Origin of the sequence: Megasphaera sp. NM10 (assembly GCF_000417505.1) — a bacterium.
Classification (GTDB): Bacteria; Bacillota; Negativicutes; order Veillonellales; family Megasphaeraceae; genus Megasphaera; species Megasphaera intestinihominis.
In genome coordinates, this window is sequence record NZ_APHY01000035.1 from 40915 (window position 1) to 63813 (window position 22899).

Below are 22899 nucleotides of genomic sequence, written 5' to 3' on the forward strand. Positions count from 1 at the left end.
GTTAATTATATGCCTAAGTAATGCTAAATTCAATAGGAATGTGATGCTAGTTTATGCATCGTTCAGTGCTATTTTGTAAACGTATACCAATCGAGTGTATATTAAAGTGCCGATTCGGTGTACACCATTAGTGGAGGTGTTAGTATGGATTTTCATCATCTTAAATACTTTGTCGAAGTAGCCGACAAGAAATCATTCAGCAAAGCCGCGCGGACGCTGCACATTTCCCAGTCCGCCATCAGCCGCACCATCAAGGCCCTGGAAGAAGAACTGGGCGTCGTCCTCTTCATGCGCAACGCCAAGGCCGTCGAACTCACCGATGCCGGCACGATTTTCCTCTCCCACGCCAAGCGCGTCGTCTTCATGTTCGAACACTTGAAGACGGACTTTGAAAACGAATTCAAGCTGGAACAAGGGACGGTCCTCATCGGCCTGCCGCCAATCACGGGCGCACCGATCTTCGCCAACCTCCTGGGGGCGTTCAAGCAGGAATACCCGCAGATCGAACTGGACCTCTACGAACACGGCTCGAAGAAAGTCGAAATCAGCGTCCAGGAAGGCCTCATCGACCTGGGCATCGTCTGCACGCAGCCGAAGGAAAAGGACTTTGAATCGTTCTTCCTGACCCAGGACCCGATGAACGTCATCATCCACCGGGACAACATCCTGTCCAAGGAAAAGACGATTCCCCTCAAGAAGCTGGCCAATGAATCGCTGGTCCTCTACCGCGACGACTTCAACCTGCACGACGAAATCATCCAGCACTGTAAGAAAATCGGTTTCCAGCCGAAGATCGTCTTCGAAACGAGCCAGCGGGACCTCATGATCCAGACCGTCGTCGCCAACCTGGGCGTCGCCCTCCTGCCGAGCCGCCTGTGCCCGACGAAGGAAACGAACCCCCGCGTATCGGAATCGGTCGTCGTCCGTCCCCTGGTAGAACCGGAAATCATGCACGTCCTCTACGTCATCTGGAAACGGGGCCACTACCTCTCCCATGCCGCCCAGTTGTGGCTCGACTTCGTCCGCAATAAGGCCCGCGTCATTTCCAACTTATAAGGCTTATGGACAGACACAAGTTCCCTCCTGACCTGACGGGGATCCGCCAAAAGGAGCAGCACGGCCGGGCGGCCCTCTCCCGCCTGCGCCGCCGCTTCTGCCAGGCCTGGCACGGTCTGCCAAAGGCCCAGAAATGCGTCGTCATCGTCGCCCTGCTGGAATTCTTCTGGATCGCAGCCTTGCAGTTCCAGGTCTATGAACTGGCGGACACCGTATCCACCCAGCGCGTTCGCATGGCACAGCTGGAAAAGCAGGCCAAGAAACAAAATAATATGTTATATTCCGCCTCGCAGACACTGGACGATATCGAAAAGAAATGGCACCGCCTCAATTTCCGCGTCCTCGAAAACACCTGGCGCATCGAAGAACCGGAAAAAGACCCGGACGCTTTATAGTTTGGAGTTTGCAGTTTGTAGCCGGTGGTTTTAATTTTTTCAGCCATTCACTGCAAACTAAAAACTTAAAACTCAAAAAATAGGCTGTCACATTAATGCATGTTTTGCTTAATGTGACAGCCTATTTTTTACACTTTTCTTTAATTTTCGATGATTTTCAGGAAGGCTTCCGGTTCCGGCAGGGACCGCAGTATCTTCCAGGGCGCGCACTGGGCCAGTTCCTCATAGGAATAGCGGCCTGTAGCCACGCTGATCGTGCGGGCGCCGATGGCTTTGCCGCACTGGATGTCGTAAGGCGTGTCGCCGATGACATAAGCCATCTCGATGGCATCGCCCCAGGCTTCCTTGGCGATGGCCAGGGCATTGCGGGCCAGATCATCGCGATAGTAATAATTGAAGGCGAACCCAGAATGAGAGAAATCGAAGTACTGGGACAGGCCGAAGACGTCCATCTTCATGCGGGCGCCGATGGCGCTGTTGCCGGTCAGGAGGAGCTGCCTGTAATCCTTTCGCTGTTGGAAGAAAGCCAGGTTCTCTTCTACGTGGGGCAGGACGACGCCTTCTTCGGCCTTGCGCTTCAGCCATTTCAGGAGCTTCTTTTCATAGCCCCGGCAAAAGGCATGGACTTCATCGTCTGTCGGCATGATGCCTGTGGCTTTATACAAGAGCTGCTGGCAGATGAAATTATCCGTCCGGCCGCCGGCGGCGATCTTCGGCACGGGCACGTCGGCGCCCTTGAGGTCGTGGAAGACTTCTTCAATGGCGTACAGACCGGCCCGGCCCGTATTCAATAAGGTTCCGTCAATGTCCCAGTATAGTAATTTCACAGTATTCACTCCATCTTCGGGCACGCACTTTGGTCATTACTGTTTGGATACGATGTCCTTCGTATCGCGGGCGATCATGATTTCTTCGTTCGTCGGGATGACGTACATCTTGACCGTCGAATCATCCGTGCTGATGAGGGCATCTTTGCCGCGGACGTTGTTGCGCTGCGGGTCGAGTTTCGCACCGAGGTATTCCAGGCCTTCAGCGATGGCTGCACGGTCTTCGATGCCGTTTTCGCCGACGCCAGCCGTAAAGGTGATGACGTCTACGCCGCCCATGGCAGCTGCGAAAGCGCCGATTTCCTTGCGGACCTGATAGTGGAACATGTCGAGGGCGAGCTGAGCGCGTTCGTTGCCTTCAGCAGCAGCCTGGCCGAGGTCGCGGAAGTCGCTGGAAACGCCGGAAATGCCGAGGACGCCGGATTTCTTATTCATGAGCGTATCCATTTCTTTCGTCGAAAGGTTGTGGTTGTCCATGACGTTGAGGACGATAGCCGGGTCGATATCGCCGCAGCGGGTGCCCATGAGGACGCCGGCGAGCGGTGTGAAGCCCATGGTCGTGTCGACGCATTTGCCATATTTGATGGCAGCCAGGGAAGAACCGTTGCCGAGGTGGCAGTTGATGATGCGCAGTTTTTCAACGGGTACGCCCATGACTTTAGCGACTTCGCCAGCTACATAGCGATGGCTCGTGCCGTGGAAGCCATAACGGCGGATGTGGTCTTCTTTGTAGAGTTCATACGGGAGGCCATACATGAAGGCTTTCGCCGGCATGGTCTGATGGAAAGCCGTATCGAAGACGCCGACCTGAGGAACGCCGGGCATGATGGCTTTGCAGGCGTTGATGCCGATGATGTTAGGCGGATTGTGGAGCGGAGCCATAGCCGAGCATTTTTCCAAGGCTTTCATGACTTCATCCGTAATGAGCGTGGAAGCAGCGAATTCTTCGCCGCCATGGACGACGCGGTGGCCGACAGCGTCGATGGCATCCATGGATTTGATGACGCCGCATTCAGCGTCGGTGAGGATGTCGAGGACGAGTTTGACAGCGACTTGGTGATCCGGGATGGACTGTTTGATTTCTTTCTTCTGGCCATTCCATTTGTGGGTCAGCTGCGAATCGGGAAGGCCGATTTTTTCGACCAAACCTTTTGCCATTACTTCTTCATTGTCCATGTTGATGAGCTGGTACTTCAAGGACGAGCTGCCGCAGTTTACAACCAATACGATCATGAAAATTTACCCTCTTTCATTTGTCTTAGAATTATTTGAGCTGGCCAAATACGTGGTCAACTACTTCTTTAGCCAGGGCATCGCCGTCTTTGTACATGTACATGACGTGCCATATCTGGCCATTATCTTCAAAGAAGAGACTCCGCACGATGAGTTTGGCCGGCTGGCCGTTGAGCGGTTCCGTATAGGAAGCGTCGACAACGGTGGTCTTGCGGCCGCTTTCTTCCGCGTCGGTGACCTTCGTTTGCAGATCAGAAACATCCGGTGTCTGTTTCAGCATGGCAACATATTCTTCTGCCATGGCTACAGGCGTCGTTTCGCCAGCCGTTTCGGAAACAGCGACGACATTGATGTGCTTATCGTTGTTGATGTACATCATGCCTTCCCCATTCTGGCGGCTTACATGAGCCAGGTCGAACGGTGTCATGACATAGACTTCCGAATTCCCGGCTTTGAGCTGGACATACCCGAAGCTGTATTCTTCGAGCATCGTCATGTTGCCGCATCCGGACAACAATACGACAGCTGCGGTCATGGCCGCAACTGCTAATAATTTCAATCCTTTCATGCAATCACCTATTTATGCTTTCTACAGACTAGGTTCATTATAGCATAAAAGATTTATAGCGTCACCTAAAAAAAAGCGACGAATTGCAAATACTTTCGCCTCTCCCTTGGCAGGAATGAGTATACACCATTGACGTTTCCCGGCCTGCCCCGTATACTTATAACCATTAGCACGATTTTATTTAAAACATATAATATAATTCTCATCAGGCTATACTTTTTCGAGATTTTGTGAAATTCTGAACATATAGGAGCTCTATGGAATCCCTTGCCATCATCGCCGAATTCAACCCGTTCCACACGGGTCACGCCCGTTTAATCCGCCAAGTCCGCCAGGCAGCCGGCCCGGAGGCGGCCATCGTCATCATCATGAGCGGCGCCTTCGTCCAGCGCGGCGAACCGGCTTTTTTCGATAAATGGCACCGCGCGGCCTGGGCCATCGACGGCGGTGCCGATGTGGTCATCGAACTCCCTGCCGTCTATGCCCTGTCCAGCGCGGCCGGTTTCGCTCAAGGCGGCGTCACCTTAGCCGCCCGCCTGGGCTGCCAGGCCCTGGCCTGCGGCGTCGAAGGCGGAACGGCGGCTGACTTTCTCTCCCTGGCCCGCCGCTCCGAGGGACTGACAGCCTGCCTGAAGGCAGCAAAAAAATCCTCAGCCGGACAGCAGCTGACTGACGCACTCATGGCCGCGGCCCCTGACGAAGCCCGGCTGCTGCAGCAGCCCAATGCCCTGCTGGCCTTTGAATATGCCCGGGCCATGTTGAAACAGGAACAGCCCTTGACCTTTCTTCCCCTGCCCCGCCAGGGCCGACACGGCGATACCGGCCTCGGTGCCGCCTTTGCCAGCGCCTCGGCCCTGCGCCAGGCCATGCGCTGCAGCGGGACAGCCGCCGCCTGTCGGCCTTATCTCACAGCGGCCAGCCTGGCAGGTGCCGAAGACCAGCTGGCCCAGGGCGCCTTCACTGATTACGGCCGCTACGGCGATTTCGTCGCCAGCCATAACCGCCTGCTGACACCGGACCAGCTGCGCAGTCTGCCGGCCTTTACGGAAGGATTGGAAAACCGCTGGCACCGCGCTTTCATGGAAAGCGGCAGTTACGACCAGGCCCTCAGGAGCATCAAGACGCGGCGCTATGCCTACAGCCGCCTCTGCCGCATGGGCGCCTATACGCTCTTGCAGCCCTCGCGGGACCTCATGGACTGCTCCTATGAGGCAGGTCCGCAATATGCCCGCCTCCTGGCCCTCAACAGCCGCGGTGCAGCTTTCCTGAAAGGGGCCAAGGGCCAGCTCCCGGTGGTCACCAAAGTGCGTTCCGACGCTCCCGGCCTCTCTCCCCTGGGACAGGAACAGCTGAAGCTGGACCTCAAGGCCAGCGACATCCAGTTCTTTTGTTTTTCTAAAGAGAGCCAGCGAAAAGGCCGTCAAGATTATTATCATTCACCATTTTTTCTGTCTATTAAAAAATAATATCCCATATATGCTTAAAAAATCAAAACATTTTCTCATGTTTACAATTGTTTTACAGCCTAAAATCTGTTATGATATGTATTGTATTTTTAAAATTATAAGGAGGTTTTCCGTGTGTCTTTAAATCTTAATATTTATCAGACCCTGGCTGCGGCCATCGTCGTCTACTACGTTGGCGTCTTCCTGCGCGTCAAGATCAGCGTCCTTCGTAAGTACTGTATCCCGGCGCCCGTCGTCGGCGGTATCTTATTTGCTATCATCAATTGCATCTTATATACGCAGGGCATCTGGAAATACGAACAGGATACGATCATGCAGAACATCTGCATGATGCTCTTCTTCACCAGCGTCGGCTATACGGCCAGCATCAGCCTCATCAAGCGCGGCGGCGTCATGGTCCTGAAAATGGCCATTGTCACGACGGTCCTGATCATCTGCCAGAACATCATCGGCTCCGGCCTGGCTATGGCCTTTAACCTGAGCCCGCTCCTGGGCCTGGCAACGGGTTCCATCCCCATGGTCGGCGGCCACGGTACGGCAGCGGCTTTCGGCCCGCTCCTGGAAAGCATCGGCCTCGACGGCGGCGTGACCATTGCCGTCGCAGCAGCTACGTTCGGCCTCGTCGCCGGCGGCGTCATCGGCGGCCCGATTGGCGAAGAACTGGTCCACAAATTCCACCTCGTCAGCTCGGCCGAATCGGAACGCTTCGACCCGTCCTTCAATGCCGGCACCGTTTCGACGCTCAAAGCCGTCGCCGGCAATAAAGAACGCGCCGAAAACGCCATTAAGATTGAAAATAAAATCGGCCAGACCATCGACAACTACCGTTTCATGAACGCCATGGCCCACCTCTTCCTGGCCATGGGCCTGGGCACTCTGGTCAGCGGCTTCTTCAGCAGCATCGGCCTGGTCTTCCCGGGCTATATCGGCTCCATGATCGTCGCCGCCATCATCCGCAACATCGCCGACTTCACGCACGCCTATAAAATCTATCAGCGCGAAAGCGAAGTCCTGGGCAACCTGAGCCTGACCGTCTTTTTGACCTGCGTCCTCATGAGCCTCAAGCTCTGGCAGCTCGCCGACCTGGCCATCCCCCTGGTCGTCATGCTCCTCAGCCAGGCCCTGTTCATGGCCATCTTCGCTTACTTCATCGTCTTCCGCGCCATGGGCAAGGACTACGAAGCAGCCGTCATGACCAGCGGCGTCTGCGGCTTCGGCCTCGGCGCTACGCCGAACGCCATCGCCAACATGACAGCCATGACCGAACTCTTCGGCCCGGCACCGACGGCCTTCTTCGTCATCCCCCTCATCGGCTCGCTCATCATCGACCCAGTCAACGCATCGATCATCACCGTGTTCATCAACATATTCCACTAGGGGTTAGGGGTTAGCGGTTAGCAGTTTGTGGCTCGTGGCTCGCGGCCCCTATGGCAGCCCGGCTCTCCTGCTAGGAGAGCTGTCAGCGCAGCTGACTGAGAGGTTAATCGATGATTTGCCGCCTACGAACTGCAGTATCAGTTTGCGGAATTCCCACAAGCGGGCCGCCCAGCCACAGCTGTCCTTTCCAGCAACCGTCCTGCGCCTCCCGTTGGTTGGCACCTGACGGGCTGGAAAGGCTTGGGACGGCCCCTACGGCAAAAGGTCCTGTCGTCTAACGACAGGACCTTTTGCTGGAGGAACGTCCCTTCCGGTCACACACCGGGAGGGGCTTTTCTGTATGGAATTTTATTTTGCCATCAGGCTGGCTACTTTATTGGCAAAGGCGACGGGGTCGTCGGGCATGATGCCTTCCAGGAGCAGAGCCTGATCGTAGAGCAGATTGCAGTAGTCCTTGAAGGATTGGCTGTCTTTGCCCTGGTCGTGGACGGCCGTCAGTTTGCTGAACAGTTCATGCTGCGGGTTGATTTCCAGGATGCGGCGGGCCTTGAGCATGGGGTTGTTGGCAGCGGCAAAGGCCTGTTCCATGGCCAGCGACGGGCCGGCAGCGTCGGCGACGAGGCAGACGGCACCGCTCTTCAAGCGGTTGGACAAGCGGACATCGGCGACTTTATCGCCCAGGAATTCTTTCATGTCCTTCAAGAGGCCTTCATTATCCTTGGCCAGTTCTTCGTTCTTCTTCTTTTCTTCCTTGAAGGCGTCGTCTTCCAGGTCCAGGTCGCCGCGGCTGATGGAGTGGAAGCGGTGGCCTTCGTATTCGCCGATGGCTTCGACGGCGAATTCATCGACCGGGTCGGTCATGTAGAGGACTTCGATGCCGCGGTCGCGGAGCATTTCCATCTGCGGCAGGCCTTCGATGGCTTCTTTATCCTTGCCCGTTGCGTAGTAGATCTTCTGCTGGCCGTCTTTCATGCGGTCGACGTATTCTTTGATGGTGCACAGTTTGCCATCTTTCGACGACATGAAGAGCAGCAGGTCCTTCAATTTTTCGACGTTGTTTTCACCGGTCATCATACCGCTGTAAACGCCGATTTTCAGGGATTTGCCGTATTCAGCCCAGAATTTTTCGTATTTTTCACGGTCCTTTTCCAGGTTGCGCTTCAACGTCTTGAGGATGGTCTTTTCCAGGTTACGGCCGATGAGGCTCAATTCGCGGCTCTTCTGCAACAGTTCACGGGAAATGTTCAACGACAGGTCCGGCGAATCGACGAGGCCTTTGACGAAGCGCAGGTAATCCGGCAGGAGGTCCTTGCATTTATCCATGATGAAGACGTGGCGCGAATAAAGCTGGATGCCCGGTTCATAATCGGCATAGTAGAGGTTGAACGGAGCCTTGCCTGGGATGAAGAGCAGTGCCGTGTAATCGACGGCCCCTTCGACGCGGTTGTGGAAGATTTCCATCGGTTCTTCCCATTCGTAGAACTGATGCTGGAAGAATTCCTTATATTCTTCCGGTTTGATGTCCGATTTATTGCGCGTCCACAAAGGCTGCATGGAGTTCAGCGTCCGCGTTTCCGTATGTTCTTCTTCCGGTGCGTCTTCGATGACCTTGCCGTCGGCGTCTTTCGGTTTTTCCTTGGTCGTGAAGTCCATGGTGATCGGGTAGCGGATATAGTCGGAATACTTCTTGACCAGGCTCTGGAGGGTCATCTTGTCGGTATAGTTTTCTTCACTGTCGTCGCCGTAGAAGTCCTTGCCCAGGCTGAGGATGATCGTCGTGCCGTGTTTCGGTTTCTGACATTCTTCCAGGCTGTATTCACCGTCGCCAGTGGATTCCCATTTATAAGCCTGTTCTTCGCCGGCCTTGCGGGTGACGACCGTGACTTTATCGGCGACCATGAAGGCCGAATAGAAACCGACACCGAACTGACCGATGAGATCCTTATCCGTGCTGTCGGCATCCTGGGATTCTTTCAATTTTTCCAGGAATGCCTTGGTGCCGGACTGGGCGATAGTACCGAGGTTTTCCATCAAATCCTGTTTATTCATGCCCAGGCCGTTATCGGAGATCGTCAACGTGTGGGCATCGGCATCAGGCGTCAAATGGATTTCAAAGGCCATATCGCCTTCGAGGAGATCGCCATTGGTCAGGGACTGGTAATGCAGCTTGTCGATGGCATCGGATGCATTGGAAATCAGTTCGCGAAGGAAGATTTCGTGGTTCGTATAAATAGAATGGACCATCAAGTCCAGTAATTGTTTCGTTTCAGCTTGAAATTCATGGGTTTCTTTCGCCATATTCAAACACTCCTTTGTACGATTCTGCCGTAGTGGCGGATACCTTCGGGTACCCTTACACCAATATCATACAGCAAAAAGTCAAATAGTCAAGTATTTTTTAAGAATTTGACCTTTATCGTGTATCCAGTATGCAATTTGAAATAGTGTACCAGATTGTATTATACTATATTTAGTACGTTAGTATGATTAAAAGAGATAGGTGTTCGCAGGCCGCAGAGGCTGTCCTGTCAAGGCGGCCCGGCTCTCCTGCTAGGAGAGCTGTCAGCGCAGCTGACTGAGAGGTTATTTCGCAGTCTGCGGTGCCAGATTATGGGGTTTCCACAAACGGGCCGCCCAGCGGGCGGCCCCTACGAGCCACAAATCTCAAAGGAGTGATAGATATGCAACAGACATATGGTTTAGAACGCATAGGACTCATGAATCCCAAAGTAGTATACCGCAATATGTCGCCGGCCTGGCTGACGGAACAGGCCCTCTTGAATGGCGAAGGCGTCCTCAGCGACACTGGGGCCCTGGTCGTGCGGACCGGCAAATATACCGGCCGGGCACCGGATGACAAGTTCATCGTCGATACGCCGTCCATCCACGACTACATCGCCTGGAACAACATCAACCGGCCCATTTCCAAAGAAAAATTCAACGCCCTCAAGAGCAAAATCCTGGCCTACTTCCAGAACCGGCCCATTTACCTCTTCGACGGCTTTGCCGGCGCCGACGAACACGGCTGTCGCCGCGGGGCATCTTCAATTTTGAAGGCGGCTGTTACGCCAAATGCATCAACCTCAATCCCGAAAAGGAACCGTATATCTACAATGCCATCAAGGCCGGCACGCTCGTGGAAAACGTCGTCCTCGACGAAGACACGCGCCATCCCAACTACTTCGACAGCAAGATAACCGAAAATACGCGGGCCGGCTACCCTATCGACTACATCCCCAATGCGGCCCAGCCCGGTAAAGGCGGCATCCCGACGGTCATCATCTTCCTCACGGCCGACAGCTTCGGCGTCTTGCCGCCCATTTCGCGGCTCAGTAAAGAAGCGGTGATGTACCACTTCGTCACGGGATTCACGTCGAAAGTCGCCGGCACGGAACAGGGCATTACCGAACCGATTCCGACCTTCTCGACCCTCTTCGGCGAACCTTTTATGCCCTTGGCGCCGGATATTTACGCCGGCATGCTCGGCGAACGCATCGAAAAGTACAACACCAAGGTCTACCTGGTCAATACGGGCTGGACCGGCGGCCCCTACGGCATCGGCAGCCGCATGGACCTGAAATACACGCGGGCCATGATCACCGCCGCCTTGAACGGCCAACTCGACAACGTCCCCTACCGTCACGACATGCGCTTCAACGTCGACATCCCCCAGGTCTGCCCAGGCGTGCCCAACCAGATACTCAACCCGCGGGCGACGTGGGACAACAAGAAGTCCTATGACATCATGGCCAAGAAAGTCGCCGCCATGTTCTACGAAAACTTCAAGACCAAGTACCCCGACATGCCCGAAGAAATCATCCAGGCTGGACCGCGGGTGTAGAGGGGCGCCCGTCCCGGGCAGGCCGCAGGCCGCAGTTCGCAAGCCGCAGGCCGCAGCGACATCATAGATGTCGCACTGTAGGGGCCGTCCTGTTAAGGCGGCCCGTTGTGGGGAATCCCGTTATCGTTCATCATATAGTTGCCTTTCGGACTTGGCTCAATTTGACGGGACCGCCGATGAAGATCTGCTGCAGTTCCCCTTGTTCGCCGACTTTGGCGGCAATGGCCAGGGTACCGCCGGGCTGCTTCATGTAGCAGGCCACGTTCTTATGGGTCGTGCAGGCCAGGGCCGCGGCGACGGCTGCCGATCCGCTGCCGCAGCTGTTTTCCCAATATAGCGTGTCCGTATCGCGGACGTAGACAGCGGGAATCATGGTCTGTTCCTTCGTATCGCAGAGAATCAGGCCGTAAGCCGGGAAATCCTCGCCATCGACGTAATCAGCCAGGATATGCCAGTATTTCTCTTTATCAATGCCTTCTAAATCAGGCACGAAGTGGACGAAGTGCGTAATCCCCGGCAAATCGACGCGGAAAAAACGGGCCGGCACATCGCCGGCGTCGACGAGGACGCCGCTCACATCTTCGGGATAAGGCATTTCAATGAAGGCTTCATACAGGCCATCGCCTTTCTGGGCAACCTTAGCCGGCAGGACCGTATCGCAGCCCGAGCAGGATACATCGTATACGCCTTGTGTCCCGCCGTCACAGGCCAGGGCCCAGGCCGCCGCCGACCGCGATGCATTGCCGCAGAACTCGCCGCCCATCATGTCGACGCGCAGGGGCTTGCCCGCTTCGCGGGTCACATAGCCGACCTGTTCCGCTTCGATGCCCGGCAGGGCCAATAACTTCGCCGCCAAAGCACTGTGTTCCTCTTTCGGCACTGGCGTCAGCACCAGAATCGTCGTATTGCCGCTAGGGTCGGCTACTAAATAATCTATGGTCATGTCCATCGCTCCTTTAGTCTAGTAAAATATGTTCCTATTATACCATGATTTGGCGAAGGACGCAGGCCGCAGTTCGCAGTTCGCCGGCCGCAGGCCGCTGTAGGGGCTTCCACGTGGGAAGCCCGTTTAAGAGGTTAGCGGATAGCGACCGGCGGGACGGCAACAGACGTCCCTATACGCCCAAAATATGGTATAATGTAATTGAATAGGAGTCATGCTCCCATCGAATTTATGATAAAGGGGTTGATCTTATGTCGAAAACGGCAGCAGATATCATGGAAAAAAATGTCATTACGGCGCAGAAAGATACGTCTATCTTTGACCTCGTCGATATGTTCGTAGAAAACAACATCACGGCCATTCCTATCATCAAAGACGACAAGGAAATCATCGGCATCGTCACCGACGCAGACCTCCTGTACAAGGAAGTCAAGCCCTGTGTCCCCCAATACGTCAACCTCCTGGGAGCCAACATCTATTACGGCAACCTCAAGGAATACCAGCAGGGCTTCAAGAAACTCTTTGCCTGCACGGCCGAACAACTCATGACCAAAAAAGTCATCATGGCCGGCCCGGACGCCACCATGGAAGACCTGGCCAGCGTCATGGTCGCAGAACACCTGAAAGCCATCCCTATCGTCAAGGACAAGAAGCTCCTGGGCATGGTAGAACGAAAGAACATCCTCAAACAACTCTACAATGAATACGGCGAAAATACACAGTGAAAAAAAAAAGCGCTGTCGCATATGCGGCAGCGCTTTTTTAGCAATTAGCCGCGGTTCCATGGACCGCTTCGTAGGGGCCGTCCCAGAGGGCGGCCCGCTGTGAGATTTTACCACTGTTCATTCGAGTATAATGGCAGTTTTTTACAAGTCACGAACTACGAGCTACGGTTTTTCACGGCGGGACGCCTTAACAGGCGTCCCCTACGGAATCGCATGCAGGCGATAGCTTTACATGTTGGGCTCCTACAACCCCATTATGGCAGCGGGCTCGCCACGTGCGAGCCCCTACATCGTTATTTATCCTCGTACACGCGGACGCGGAGGTGGAGACCCAGTTTGTCGCAGATGGCGCGGCATTTCTTGATTTCTTCGCTGTCTTCGACGTGGTCGACGACGGTAAGGACGACGTTGGGGACGTACTGTTTACAGTCGACGGCGAATTTGAGCATGGCGTCATAAGACTGGATGCCGAATTTGCTGCGCGTCAGTTCCAGGTAGCGTTCCTTATTGGACGCATTCATGCTGATGGAAATGGTATCGAGGATACCGCCGCCAAAATCGGGGGCCGTATCGCGGCCATAGGCCAGGTCGGACAGGCCGTTGGTATTGACGCGGGTCTTCACGCCGGGATGCGTTTCCTTGACGTACTTCAAGAGGGCCGTCAAATCGGCCAGCCGTTCCGTCGGTTCGCCGAAGCCGCAGAAGACGACTTCGTTGATGTGGTCCCAGGGAGCGCCATCGAGAGCCTTCTTCACTTCATCGACGGTCGGTTCCCGCTTCAGCCACAGCGTTTCATTTTCGGCCATCTTCTTCATGGAGCGCAGACAGAAAGTACACGAACAGGTACAGCGGTTGGTCAGATTGACGTACATGCTCCACTGCCCTTCAGGCTTCATCTTCAAGCCATCTGCGAGATCTACATATTGTCCTTGTCCTACTACAGTGTAAACGATCATAATACCCTATCCTCTTTTTTGTTATTTAGAGCTGCCTGAATGGCAGACATCATCTCAGTGTGGTCAGATATTCTTCAAAGGCCAATCCGGCGTTGTGCGGCAGGTCCAGTTCTTCCGTATAGGCCATGACGCGGCAGATGAAGTCCGACGCCTTCTGTACGGCCTGTTCCAGGCTTTCGCCGCGGACGACGGACGCCGATACGATGGCCGTAAAGACATCGCCTGTACCGCTGCGGTCGCCGCCGACCTTTTTGGCCCGGACCCAGCTCATCTTCCCCTGGTCATAGATGAAATTGCCGATGTACGGCCCATTGTGGATGCCCGTCAGGATGACGCCCTGCGGCCCCTTGTCGGCCAAGGCCTTGGCCATGGCGGCGAAATCGTCCTCGCTCAAGTCGCGGTCCGACCGGTACGGCAGGTTCAAAAGCTCACAGGCTTCGGTCACATTGGGCGTCACTACGTCGGCATAGGCCAGGAGGCACCGCATTTCATCGCACATCTCCTGGGTATACGACGGATACAGCTGGCCATTGTCGCCCATGACGGGGTCGACGATAGCCAATGTATGGGGTCCCTTGAAATCGCGGAGGAAATCGAGGACGATGTCGATCTGCCGGGCCGAGCCGAGGAAGCCCGTACTGATGCCGTCAAAGGTCAGGCCGTTCTTCTTCCAGCTCTCGATATACGGCGTCATGTGATCCGTATAGTCGTCGAGATAATAGTCGTGGAAGCCCGTATGGACCGACAAGATAGCTGTCGGCAAAATGCAGCCCTGGACTTTCAGGGCCGACACGATGGGCAGGGCCACGGCGATGCTGCAGCGGCCATAGCCGGTCACATCATTGACCAGAGCCAGTTTCTTCTGATGCATATACAATCATTCCTTATCTTTTCAGGCTATAACCATAACCATGGAATTTAGCCTTGACCAGACAAGCGGCCAGTGCATAAGCGGCAATCATATTGACGACGCCTTCGCCGATGAGTCCCGGCACCATGGGGATGCCGACGGCCCAGCTGCCGTAGAGGAGACTGCCCGATACGGTATAAGACAGGACCATCCAGGCAGCGGATAAGAAGAAACCGATGAAGACGCGCGGCGACGTCAGCGTCCATTCCCGTTTGTCCGGGCGTACCGTATAAAAGACGGCTTCGACCATGACGTACTTGATGATCAGCGTCGGGATGATCCAAATCGGGAAACCGCCAATGAAATCGGACAGGGCCGACCCGATAGAGGCAGCCAGGGCCGCCTGCCGGCGTGTACTGAACAGGACCGACGCAAAAATAATCGCGTCTCCCAAATGAGCATAGCCCAGTGGAATGGGAATCTTCGGCACAAAAGTGAGGACGAAGACCAACGCCGTCAAAACGGCCGCATAACAAAGGCTCCCAGCCGAAGTGGCCGATTGTTTGTGTTCCATAGAATATGATGACATGTGAAATCCCCCTAACGGTTATAGAGTTTCACACATTGGCCAATGTATGGTTATGATTAATCTGTACTCTATTTTAGGGTATATCCACCCCATTGTAAATGGGACAGATTGAACTTTTTCTGTCTAACAGAAAAAGTTCAATCCGTAGGGTCTCCCACGTGGGGAGCCCGTCGGGTATTTGGCGGCACTCTCCTCAAACGGGAAAAGCGTTCATATTCTGGATTGGGCTTGCCACGTGCAAGCCCCTATAAAATCAAAACGGGACCGTGCATGACGACATATGTCTTCGTGCACGGTCCCGTTGGTTATACGAACCGCTCAATCACACCAGCTTGCGGGATTCCCACAACGTGCCACATGCGGGCTCGCCACGCGCGAGCCCCTATATATCCAAATAGGTCCAGCCCTGGTCCTGGTGGATTTTCTTTTCTTTCATGAGGTGGCCCAAGGCGCGCTTGAAGGCGGCTTTGCTCAGGCCGAATTTGGCTTTGATGACGGCCGGTGCCGTCTTGTCGCCATAGGGCATCTTGCCCTTGCGCTGCTTGAGGAAGTCCAGGATACGTTCGGCATCGGGATTGATGGCATTTTCCTTGGTCTGGCGCAGGGAGATGTTAATGCGGCCGTCTTCGCGCAGGTAGGTGATGCGGCCTTTGATCATCTGGCCGATGAGGATGGGCCCGTTGAATTCGCTGCGGTGCAGGAAGGCGATCCAGCGTTCGCGGGTCATGAGGTATGCCCCCTGGTCGGTCATGTTGTAGACCGCCCCTTCGACCCAGTCGCCGACTTTGGCGTCCGTCGCCGCCCGCGAAGCCCGGCGCATTTCATCTTCCACTTCCATAGAGACGGCCAGACGGTGGGACTTGTCTTCATAGAGCTTGACCCAGACGTATTCCCCTTCCTTGGGGCGGCCTTTCATTTCGGCAAAGGGCATGAAGATGCCCCGTTCCGTGCCGACGTCGACGAAGGCACCGAAGCGCGTCGTATTGATGACCGGCGCATAGCCGATCTGGCCGACTTTGATCTTCGGCAGGCGCATAGAGGCCGTCAGGCGGCCTGACGGGTCGTGGTACAAGAAGACCGTCACTTTGTCGCCGACTTTGACGTCGCCTGTCTGCTGGTTCTTATGGAGTAAAATATCGTCGTTCGTATTGCCCGTACCGCCGTTCAAAAAGACGCCCATATCGCTCTGGCGCAGGGCTTCCAGCGTAACAATACTATTTTCCTGAAGTGTCGTCATCTTATTCACCTTCGTAGGCAATGCGCGGTGCGTCGCACCATAAGTTTTCCAGATCGTAATACTGACGATCCTGTTCGACGAAGACGTGGGCAATGACTTCACCGGCATCGATGAGGATCCACTTGCCTTCGCGGTAGCCTTCGACGTGACGGACATCATAGCCGTTCTTTTCCATCTGTTCTTCGATATTGTCGGCAATACTCTGGGACTGCCGGTTGTTGCGGGCACTGCAGATGACGAAGTAGTCCGCCATGAGGGACGAATCGCTCATATCGAGGGTGACGATGTCCCAGGCTTTCTTGTCGTCAGCGGCCTTGCAGGCAATTTCATAGCTCTTCAGTTCTTTCGGTTGTTCAGCTTTCGCTGCTTTCATGGTAATTGGCATGTATATAGTAACTCCTTTATGACGTAATTATTGTTTCGTATCATCCGGTTCCGGCGCCGTCGAGATGGCGTTGTTCGTGCGGCCAATGACTTTCTGGACTTCGACCGGATCGTAGGTCCAGTAGTATTTCGTATCGCCGTTCTTGCCGCTCATGGCCATTTCGCCGGGCAGGATATAGAAATCGATGTTGTCAGCCGTCACGCCGCGGAAATCGAAGGCCAGCTGGGCCATGTCCTTGGCGGAAATGTTGGAATCGACGTTGTGCCAGGCCCGGTACATGAAGAAGGCATTGGTCACGCCGAAGCAGTCCTGCCGATCTTCATAGAAGTTCTTGATGAACCGTTCCTGCCGCTGCGTCCGCGACAGATAGCCGTCCGCGTCGATATAGCGCATATAGCCGGCGGCTTCCTTCCCGGTCAGGGTCTGATAGCCCTGGAAGAGGTTGATGTCGGTCTTCCCCGTCGCTTCGTCGCCGTGGTACATGTTCTTTTCGACGTAAATCGGCACACCGCCGCTGAGGTCGACCATCTTCGAGAAGGAATCGGCCGTAAAGGTCGCATAATACGGGATGGGGATGTGGAAAATGTCTTCGACGACGGCCCGGACCAGGCTCATGCCGCCTTCACTGTAGACATCCTGCAATTCCTGGATGCCCTTTTCCTTGCGCCCTTCGATTTTCGTATCGTCAGGCAGCATGATGATGTCGATGTGCTTCTTGGCCTTGTTGATAGCCGCGACGCCGACGAAATTCGCCTGCTGCGGGTCCCCGCCATCGGTGCCGAGGAGCAGGACGTAGAGCGGCTTGTCCGGGCTGGTCTGGGCAAAGACGGAGCTGTCGCTCTGGGTCTGGCTCGTGTCCGGCACATCCTGCTGGATCGGCGCCTCTTTGATGGACTGGTAATGCAGGTACAGGGACCGGCCTGCCAGGACGATGGCGATGGCGGCGACGACGGCCAGGATGCGGTATAATATCTTTCTTCGTTTCTCCTGTGTCATCCTCAGGCCTTCCCATCTGCGGCACGGACGACGTCGATCTGGGCATTGCGGTTGACGACGGTGCCGACGAAAATAGGTTTGCCCTGGTCGAGGAGATGGCGGATCGTCGAATCATAGCCCAAGAGGACGGCTTCATCGAGGTCGCGCCTGGCTGCCTGGCGCAGGTCGTCGACACCGTCGAAGTCGCGGTTCACTTCGATGTAATCGGCGAGGAAAATGATTTTTTCCAGGGTGCTCATCTGTTCCGCCCCGGTCGTGTGGTGGGCGACGGCCCCCAAGAGGGCCGGGTCGGTAATGCCATAGCGCTCCTTGGCGATGGTCACGGCCGCATAGCCGTGGAGCAGGCCGCCGTTAGCCAGGATAGGTGCCGGCAGGACGGGAAAGGATTTTTCCGCCAGTGCCTGCATCTCCGGCAGGGGCAGCTGTTTGGCAGCATCGTGCAAAAGGCCGGCTACTTCAGCCGTATCGGCATCGCAGCCGTAGCGGTCTGCCAATTCGCGGGCCGCTGCTGCTACACCCAGTACATGGGTATAGCGATGAGAAGACAGAGATTTCTTTAAATCCTCTTTGATTCTATCTTTGAATTCTTCGTTGTACATTGATATACTCCATTTTTTCTGATGTATTCGGCCACAGCCGGCGGTATCATATAGCGCACAGATAGCCCTAAGCGGATGCGGCGGCGCAGTTCTGTCGATGAGATTTCCATGGTCGGTACGGGCAGCTTGAGGATATGCTTCCCCAGCTCTCCGAAAGAGGCGATGATGGAATCGATCTGTTCTGAGCCATCGGGCCGGGTCGCTCCGACGAACTGGCACAGCTTCAGGATTTCTTCCGGTTCCTTCCAGTTGTACAGGTCGTGGATCGTGTCTGTACCGGATATAAAATACAAGATATACGACGGTCCGTAGAGCTTCTTCAGGAAGCGCAGCGTATCGACCGTATAGGAGTTGCCCTTGCGGCGCATCTCCATATCACTGACTGTAAAATGCGGGTTGTCAGCCGTAGCCAGGCGCGTCATGGCCAGGCGCTGCTCGGCCGTCGCGCCGTTGACGTTCTTGTTGGGCGTGATGTATGACGGCACGAAGAGGACCTTGTCCAGGTGAAAGGTCTGGCGCGCTTCTTCAGCGACCATGAGATGGCCTAAATGGATGGGATTGAAGGTCCCTCCCATGATGCCGAGCCTAGTGATTTCCATGGTACCAATAGATTCCTCCCCAGGCGATAGCTACTGCTAACGCGTAAAGCAATAAAAATCTGGCATAATGCCGGTATTCAAACTGTGTCTTCGGCGACGCAGCGTACTGGCGCAGGGTCCGTCCATACCCGCGCAGCTTCCGCAGCCTCAACGGACCTGACCGTCGCCGTCGACGAGGTATTTATAGGACACGAGAGCTTCCAGCCCCATGGGTCCGCGGACATGCAGCTTCTGCGTACTGATGCCGATTTCGGCGCCAAAGCCGAATTCAAAGCCATCGGTAAAGCGCGTCGACGCGTTGACGTAGACAGCGGCCGAATCGACGGCGGCCTGGAAGGCAGCCGCAGTGGCCTTGTTTTCCGTGATGATGGCTTCCGAATGGTGAGTGCTGAAACGGCGGATATGGTCCAGTGCTTCCTGGAGGGAGCCGACGACCTTGACCGACATGATGAGGGCGTTGTATTCCGTCGCCCAGTCGTCGTCACTGGCAGCCTTCATGGCGCTGGACTGGCAGGCTTCGTCGTCACCGCGCAGCTCGACGCCGTCGGCTTTCATGACCGGCACCAGTTTCTTGAGAAAGGCCTGGGCCACATCGCGGTGGACCAGGAGCGTTTCCATGGCGTTGCACGTCGACGGCCGCGAGACCTTGGCATTTTCGACGATCTTGACGGCCATGTCCAAATCGGCATCCTTGTCGACGTAGACGTGGCAGACGCCGCTCCCCGTTTCGATGCAGGCACTGTCGCCGTGTCGACGACCATGCGGATCAGGCCGGCCCCGCCGCGGGGAATGGCCAGGTCGATATAGCGGCGCAAGGTCAAGAGTTCTTTGACCAGGGCCCGGTCGGTATCCTCGATGAGGTTCACAGCATCGGCCGGAAGGCCGGCTGCGGCCAGGCTTTCGCGGATGACTTTGGCCAGGGCCGTATTGGAAGCGATGGCTTCACTGCCGCCGCGGAGAACGCAGGCATTACCGGCTTTGACGCAGAGGACGGCGGCGTCGACCGTGACGTTGGGCCGCGATTCATAAATGATGGCGATGACGCCTAAGGGCACGCTGACCTTGCGGATGTGCAAGCCGTTGGGGCGGTCCCATTCGTCGAGGACGACGCCGGCCGGGTCTGGCAGGGCGATGACCTGGCGGACGCCTTCGGCCATGGCGGCGATGCGCTCTTTGGTCAGCGTCAGGCGGTCGACCATGGCCGACGCCATGCCCTTGGCTTTAGCCCGCTGCAAGTCGACGGCATTGGCTGCCAGGATATCGGTTTCATGGGCGACGAGACCGTCGGCGATGGCGGCCAGAGCCTGATTCTTTTCCGCCGTAGAGGCAGCGGCCAGGACGTACGAGGCTTCCTTGGCGTCACGGCCTTTGCGGAATACTTCGGATATCATAGAAAATACCCCCTTTTAATACATGGCGACGAGATTATCGCGATGAATGACTTCCTCATAAATGCCATTGTGGCCCAGGACCTTGGGAATATCCGCAGACTGCAGGCCCTTGATGGCATTGATGTTGACGCTGCTGTAGTTGCTGATGCCCTTGGCAATGGTCAGGCCGTCGTAGACGACGCTGACGATGTCCCCTTCATCGAAGATGCCTTCGACGGCGGTAATGCCGACGGGCAGGAGGCTCGAACCGTGGTCGATGATGGCATTGCGGCAGCCCTGGTCGACGACGAGCCGGCCCTGGGCCTTGCTGCCCGATACGAGCCAGCGCTTCTTCGAGTGCAGCGGCGTTTCTTTAGCTTTGAACAGCGTCCCCACTTCTTCGCCGGCGCAGATACGGCTGATGATGCCGTCTTCACTGCCCGAGGCGATGACCATGTCCACATCGGCTGCCGTGGCAATGGACGCAGCCTGTATCTTAGTGTACATGCCGCCCGTGCCCATACTGGACCCGGCGTCGCCGGCGATTTCATAGATGTGCTTGTCGATGTTGTCGACGACAGGGATGATTTTGGCATCATCATGGGTCCGCGGATTATCCGTGTAGAGGCCGTCGATGTCGGACAAGAGGATGAGCAGGTCGGCGTCGACGAGGCCGCTGACCATAGCCGACAGCGTGTCGTTGTCGCCGATTTTGTATTCATCGACGGCGACGACGTCGTTTTCATTGATGATGGGAATGACGCCCATGTCGAGCATCGTCAGCAAAGCGTTGCGAGAGTTCATGAACTTGCTCCGGTCCTGGGAATCCATGCGGGTCAGCAGGACCTGGCCGACGACCTGGCCGTATTCGCGGAAGAGCCGTTCATACGTATGCATGAGGACGCCCTGGCCGACGGCGGCGAGAGCCTGCTTTTCCCGTATCGACCGGGGCCGGTGGTCCATGTGGAGCGGCGCCATACCGGCATTGGTCGCGCCGGAGCTGACGAGGATCATCTGCTTACCCTGGTTCTGGAGATCCGCCAGTTCCCGGACCAGGTGTTCCATACGCCGATAGTTCAATTTTCCCGTAGCATGGGAAATGGTGCTGGACCCGACCTTGACGACGATGCGTTTCTTCTGGCCGAAGTCCCTGCTTGTACTGTTCACAAAGCCTCACGTCCTAGTCTTTAATAAATTCGTAATGAGATTTCTTGTCTTTCTTCTTGAATAAGACGCCGTAGTGGCCGATGACCTGGATGAGTTCGGCGCCGAGCATATCGGCCAAATCTTCCATGGTTTCCTTCGTCGGCAGATTGGCGTTGTTGAGGACGTGGGCCTTGATCAGTTCCCGCGCCGTAATAGCAGCACGGGCGCTGTCGATGACGGCATCGCTGAGGCCGTCCTTGCCAATCTGGACGACAGACGGCATGAGGCTGGCCATGCCCTTGAGTTGCTTCTTATCTTTATTGTTCATATGGATCTCCTTGTGCTCATTATTATGTAAAATATGTTGGACTCAGGCGGGCTCGCCACGTGCGAGCCCCTACGATGGCTCCCCTATCAGGGGAGCCAATGGCGGCCTGCGTTATTTGTGGTATTCAAATTCCATGGAATAAATGCGGACGGTGTTGCCGTCCTGGATGCCGTGTTCCTGGAGGAGCTTGTCCAGTTCCATGTAGCGCCAGATGCGCTGGAAGCGGCGCAGGGACTGGTCGTCGTCGAAGTTGGTCATAGCGACGAGGTTTTCGATGCGGGCGCCGGTGATGACGAAGGCGCCGTCGTCGTCGCGCTTGACTTCAAAGTCCGGCTTATTCTGGGCTTTATAGACGACTTCTTCCGTCATTTCGTCCGGTTCTTCGACGTACTCTTCGAGCATCGTCCAGACCCGTTCCAGGAGCTTGTCCATGCCTTCGCCGGTCATGGCGCAGATGGGATAGACTTCGACGCCGTGAGCGGTCATGTAGTCCATGAGCCGTTCCAGGTTGTCCGAATCGCCGAGGAGGTCGATTTTGTTGGCCGCTACGACCTGGCGTTTGCGCGCCAGTTTTTCGCTGTATTTCGCCAGTTCGGCATTGATCTTTTCATAGTCTTCGATGGGGTCGCGCCCTTCGATGCCCGACACGTCGACGACGTGGATGAGGATCTTCGTCCGTTCGATGTGGCGCAGGAAATCGTGGCCCAGGCCGACGCCTTCACTGGCGCCGTCGATGAGGCCGGGGATATCGGCCATGACGAAACTGCGGTGGTCCGGCAGGTTGACGACACCCAAAATCGGGTTGAGCGTCGTGAAGTGGTAAGCTGCGACTTCCGGCTGAGACTGCCGAAACCTTGCGCAGGATACTCGACTTGCCGACGCTGGGGTAACCCAGGAGGCCGACGTCAGCCAGGACCTTCAGTTCCAGGCGCAGCCACCGTTCTTCCCCCGGTTCGCCCCGTTCGGCAAAGGTCGGCGTCCGGTTGGCGCTGGTGCGGAAATGCCAGTTGCCGCGGCCGCCGCGGCCGCCTTTGGCGACGATGGCCCGCTGGCCGTCGCGGGATAAGTCGGCTATGACCTGGCCCGTTTCTTCATCTTTGACGATGGTCCCCAAGGGAACAGTGATCAATAAATCTTCGGCATTGCGGCCGTACTTGTTGCTGCCTTCACCTTTTCCGCCGGGCTTGGCCTTGAACAGGCGGCGGAACCGGAAGTCGACCAGGGTATTGACGTTGCGGTCGGCGACGAGGACGACGTTGCCGCCCTGGCCGCCGTCACCGCCGTTCGGCCCGCCCTTGGGGACGAACTTTTCGTGACGGAAACTGCTCATGCCGTCGCCGCCCTTGCCGGACTGTACAAAAATTCTTGCTCTGTCTATAAACATATTTCACCTCATAGGAATACATGCGGATA

At 55.9% G+C, this 22899-nt stretch carries 21 protein-coding genes and 3 pseudogenes; 7 read left to right on the forward strand and 17 right to left on the reverse strand.

Features of this window, described 5'->3' with window-relative positions; all coding sequences use genetic code 11:
• Positions 1-144: 144 nt before the first annotated feature.
• A complete protein-coding gene (locus NM10_RS06920) occupies positions 145-1056 on the forward strand; it encodes a LysR family transcriptional regulator (protein WP_014016983.1) in 912 nt (303 codons plus the stop codon).
• 5 nt (positions 1057-1061) lie between these two features.
• Positions 1062-1451, forward strand: a complete 390-nt coding sequence (locus tag NM10_RS06925; protein ID WP_020310876.1) for a hypothetical protein — start codon at positions 1062-1064, stop codon at positions 1449-1451.
• Between the two features lie 140 nt (positions 1452-1591).
• Here NM10_RS06925 and NM10_RS06930 read toward each other — a convergent pair whose 3' ends face one another.
• The 3 genes from NM10_RS06930 to NM10_RS06940 are packed head-to-tail and all read right to left on the reverse strand — an operon-like array spanning position 1592 to position 4079.
• Positions 1592-2278: an HAD family hydrolase gene (locus NM10_RS06930; RefSeq protein ID WP_020723962.1), complete on the reverse strand. Its 687-nt coding sequence runs from the start codon at positions 2276-2278 to the stop codon at positions 1592-1594.
• A gap of 36 nt (positions 2279-2314) precedes the next feature.
• Positions 2315-3511 carry an acetate/propionate family kinase gene (locus NM10_RS06935; protein ID WP_020310878.1) on the reverse strand — a complete coding sequence of 399 codons (1197 nt, stop codon included), beginning with the start codon at positions 3509-3511 and terminating at the stop codon, positions 2315-2317.
• A gap of 31 nt (positions 3512-3542) precedes the next feature.
• Positions 3543-4079, reverse strand: a complete 537-nt coding sequence (locus NM10_RS06940) for a hypothetical protein (protein WP_020310879.1) — start codon at positions 4077-4079, stop codon at positions 3543-3545.
• A 257-nt stretch (positions 4080-4336) separates the two neighbouring features.
• Between NM10_RS06940 and NM10_RS06945 the strand changes: the two genes are divergently transcribed.
• On the forward strand, positions 4337-5545 hold the full coding sequence (locus NM10_RS06945) for a tRNA(Met) cytidine acetate ligase (RefSeq protein ID WP_020310880.1): 1209 nt from the start codon (positions 4337-4339) through the stop codon (positions 5543-5545).
• A gap of 114 nt (positions 5546-5659) precedes the next feature.
• Positions 5660-6922, forward strand: a complete 1263-nt coding sequence (gene gltS / locus NM10_RS06950) for a sodium/glutamate symporter (protein WP_020310881.1) — start codon at positions 5660-5662, stop codon at positions 6920-6922.
• Between the two features lie 348 nt (positions 6923-7270).
• On the opposite strand, the gene htpG is transcribed toward gltS, so the two are convergent.
• The gene (htpG, locus tag NM10_RS06955) at positions 7271-9220 is read right to left on the reverse strand and encodes a molecular chaperone HtpG (protein ID WP_020310882.1); all 1950 of its coding nucleotides are present in this window, start codon (positions 9218-9220) and stop codon (positions 7271-7273) included.
• A 446-nt stretch (positions 9221-9666) separates the two neighbouring features.
• Between htpG and NM10_RS14555 the strand changes: the two are divergent.
• Positions 9667-9863 (forward strand): annotated as a pseudogene (locus NM10_RS14555) (phosphoenolpyruvate carboxykinase (ATP)); the annotation flags it as partial.
• Positions 9864-9962: 99 nt separating this feature from the next.
• Complete coding sequence (locus tag NM10_RS14170) at positions 9963-10763, forward strand: phosphoenolpyruvate carboxykinase (ATP) (protein WP_239639650.1); 801 nt, start codon at positions 9963-9965, stop codon at positions 10761-10763.
• Between the two features lie 130 nt (positions 10764-10893).
• Here NM10_RS14170 and NM10_RS06965 read toward each other — a convergent pair whose 3' ends face one another.
• Complete coding sequence (locus NM10_RS06965; protein ID WP_020723963.1) at positions 10894-11706, reverse strand: hypothetical protein; 813 nt, start codon at positions 11704-11706, stop codon at positions 10894-10896.
• Between the two features lie 251 nt (positions 11707-11957).
• Here NM10_RS06965 and NM10_RS06970 point away from each other — a divergent pair, with 251 nt between their 5' ends.
• On the forward strand, positions 11958-12431 hold the full coding sequence (locus tag NM10_RS06970; RefSeq protein WP_020310884.1) for a CBS domain-containing protein: 474 nt from the start codon (positions 11958-11960) through the stop codon (positions 12429-12431).
• A 293-nt stretch (positions 12432-12724) separates the two neighbouring features.
• Here NM10_RS06970 and NM10_RS06975 read toward each other — a convergent pair whose 3' ends face one another.
• The 12 genes and pseudogenes from NM10_RS06975 to obgE form a co-directional block, all read right to left on the reverse strand.
• On the reverse strand, positions 12725-13327 hold the full coding sequence (locus NM10_RS06975; RefSeq protein ID WP_239639646.1) for a TatD family nuclease-associated radical SAM protein: 603 nt from the start codon (positions 13325-13327) through the stop codon (positions 12725-12727).
• A 109-nt stretch (positions 13328-13436) separates the two neighbouring features.
• Positions 13437-14258 carry a pyridoxamine kinase gene (locus NM10_RS06980; RefSeq protein ID WP_020310886.1) on the reverse strand — a complete coding sequence of 274 codons (822 nt, stop codon included), beginning with the start codon at positions 14256-14258 and terminating at the stop codon, positions 13437-13439.
• Between the two features lie 13 nt (positions 14259-14271).
• Positions 14272-14811, reverse strand: a complete 540-nt coding sequence (locus tag NM10_RS06985; RefSeq protein WP_239639647.1) for an ECF transporter S component — start codon at positions 14809-14811, stop codon at positions 14272-14274.
• A gap of 397 nt (positions 14812-15208) precedes the next feature.
• Complete coding sequence (locus NM10_RS06990) at positions 15209-16063, reverse strand: CvfB family protein (protein WP_020310888.1); 855 nt, start codon at positions 16061-16063, stop codon at positions 15209-15211.
• Between the two features lies 1 nt (position 16064).
• Entirely contained in the window at positions 16065-16448 is a 384-nt protein-coding gene (gene rsfS, locus NM10_RS06995; RefSeq protein WP_014017001.1) for a ribosome silencing factor, read from the reverse strand.
• A 27-nt stretch (positions 16449-16475) separates the two neighbouring features.
• Positions 16476-17444: an LCP family protein gene (locus NM10_RS07000; RefSeq protein ID WP_020310889.1), complete on the reverse strand. Its 969-nt coding sequence runs from the start codon at positions 17442-17444 to the stop codon at positions 16476-16478.
• Between the two features lie 2 nt (positions 17445-17446).
• A complete protein-coding gene (gene yqeK / locus NM10_RS07005) occupies positions 17447-18043 on the reverse strand; it encodes a bis(5'-nucleosyl)-tetraphosphatase (symmetrical) YqeK (protein ID WP_020310890.1) in 597 nt (198 codons plus the stop codon).
• Positions 18001-18642 (reverse strand): nicotinate-nucleotide adenylyltransferase, encoded by a 642-nt coding sequence (gene nadD, locus NM10_RS07010; RefSeq protein WP_020310891.1) that lies wholly within the window; start codon positions 18640-18642, stop codon positions 18001-18003. Before nadD ends, yqeK begins: the two co-directional genes overlap by 43 nt.
• 147 nt (positions 18643-18789) lie before the next feature.
• A pseudogene (locus NM10_RS07015) lies at positions 18790-20033 on the reverse strand (glutamate-5-semialdehyde dehydrogenase).
• A 15-nt stretch (positions 20034-20048) separates the two neighbouring features.
• Positions 20049-21179, reverse strand: a complete 1131-nt coding sequence (proB, locus tag NM10_RS07020) for a glutamate 5-kinase (RefSeq protein WP_020310894.1) — start codon at positions 21177-21179, stop codon at positions 20049-20051.
• A 13-nt stretch (positions 21180-21192) separates the two neighbouring features.
• On the reverse strand, positions 21193-21486 hold the full coding sequence (locus NM10_RS07025) for a YhbY family RNA-binding protein (RefSeq protein ID WP_020310895.1): 294 nt from the start codon (positions 21484-21486) through the stop codon (positions 21193-21195).
• A 111-nt stretch (positions 21487-21597) separates the two neighbouring features.
• A pseudogene (gene obgE / locus NM10_RS07030) lies at positions 21598-22870 on the reverse strand (GTPase ObgE).
• Positions 22871-22899 lie beyond the last annotated feature (29 nt).

Excerpts from the sequence above, each read along its gene's own strand:
- NM10_RS07000 (WP_020310889.1), bottom strand. The coding sequence starts at position 17,444 with ATGACACAGGAGAAACGAAGAAAGATATTATACCGCATCCTGGCCGTC.
- NM10_RS06945 (WP_020310880.1), top strand. The coding sequence starts at position 4,337 with ATGGAATCCCTTGCCATCATCGCCGAATTCAACCCGTTCCACACGGGT.
- NM10_RS06975 (WP_239639646.1), bottom strand. The coding sequence starts at position 13,327 with ATGAAGCCTGAAGGGCAGTGGAGCATGTACGTCAATCTGACCAACCGC.
- NM10_RS07025 (WP_020310895.1), bottom strand. The coding sequence starts at position 21,486 with ATGAACAATAAAGATAAGAAGCAACTCAAGGGCATGGCCAGCCTCATG.
- NM10_RS06925 (WP_020310876.1), top strand. The coding sequence starts at position 1,062 with ATGGACAGACACAAGTTCCCTCCTGACCTGACGGGGATCCGCCAAAAG.
- rsfS (WP_014017001.1), bottom strand. The coding sequence starts at position 16,448 with ATGCCAATTACCATGAAAGCAGCGAAAGCTGAACAACCGAAAGAACTG.
- NM10_RS06970 (WP_020310884.1), top strand. The coding sequence starts at position 11,958 with ATGTCGAAAACGGCAGCAGATATCATGGAAAAAAATGTCATTACGGCG.
- nadD (WP_020310891.1), bottom strand. The coding sequence starts at position 18,642 with ATGGAAATCACTAGGCTCGGCATCATGGGAGGGACCTTCAATCCCATC.
- NM10_RS06985 (WP_239639647.1), bottom strand. The coding sequence starts at position 14,811 with ATGGAACACAAACAATCGGCCACTTCGGCTGGGAGCCTTTGTTATGCG.
- NM10_RS06935 (WP_020310878.1), bottom strand. The coding sequence starts at position 3,511 with ATGATCGTATTGGTTGTAAACTGCGGCAGCTCGTCCTTGAAGTACCAG.
- NM10_RS06965 (WP_020723963.1), bottom strand. The coding sequence starts at position 11,706 with ATGACCATAGATTATTTAGTAGCCGACCCTAGCGGCAATACGACGATT.
- NM10_RS06920 (WP_014016983.1), top strand. The coding sequence starts at position 145 with ATGGATTTTCATCATCTTAAATACTTTGTCGAAGTAGCCGACAAGAAA.
- yqeK (WP_020310890.1), bottom strand. The coding sequence starts at position 18,043 with ATGTACAACGAAGAATTCAAAGATAGAATCAAAGAGGATTTAAAGAAA.
- NM10_RS06990 (WP_020310888.1), bottom strand. The coding sequence starts at position 16,063 with ATGACGACACTTCAGGAAAATAGTATTGTTACGCTGGAAGCCCTGCGC.
- NM10_RS06980 (WP_020310886.1), bottom strand. The coding sequence starts at position 14,258 with ATGCATCAGAAGAAACTGGCTCTGGTCAATGATGTGACCGGCTATGGC.
- htpG (WP_020310882.1), bottom strand. The coding sequence starts at position 9,220 with ATGGCGAAAGAAACCCATGAATTTCAAGCTGAAACGAAACAATTACTG.
- NM10_RS06940 (WP_020310879.1), bottom strand. The coding sequence starts at position 4,079 with ATGAAAGGATTGAAATTATTAGCAGTTGCGGCCATGACCGCAGCTGTC.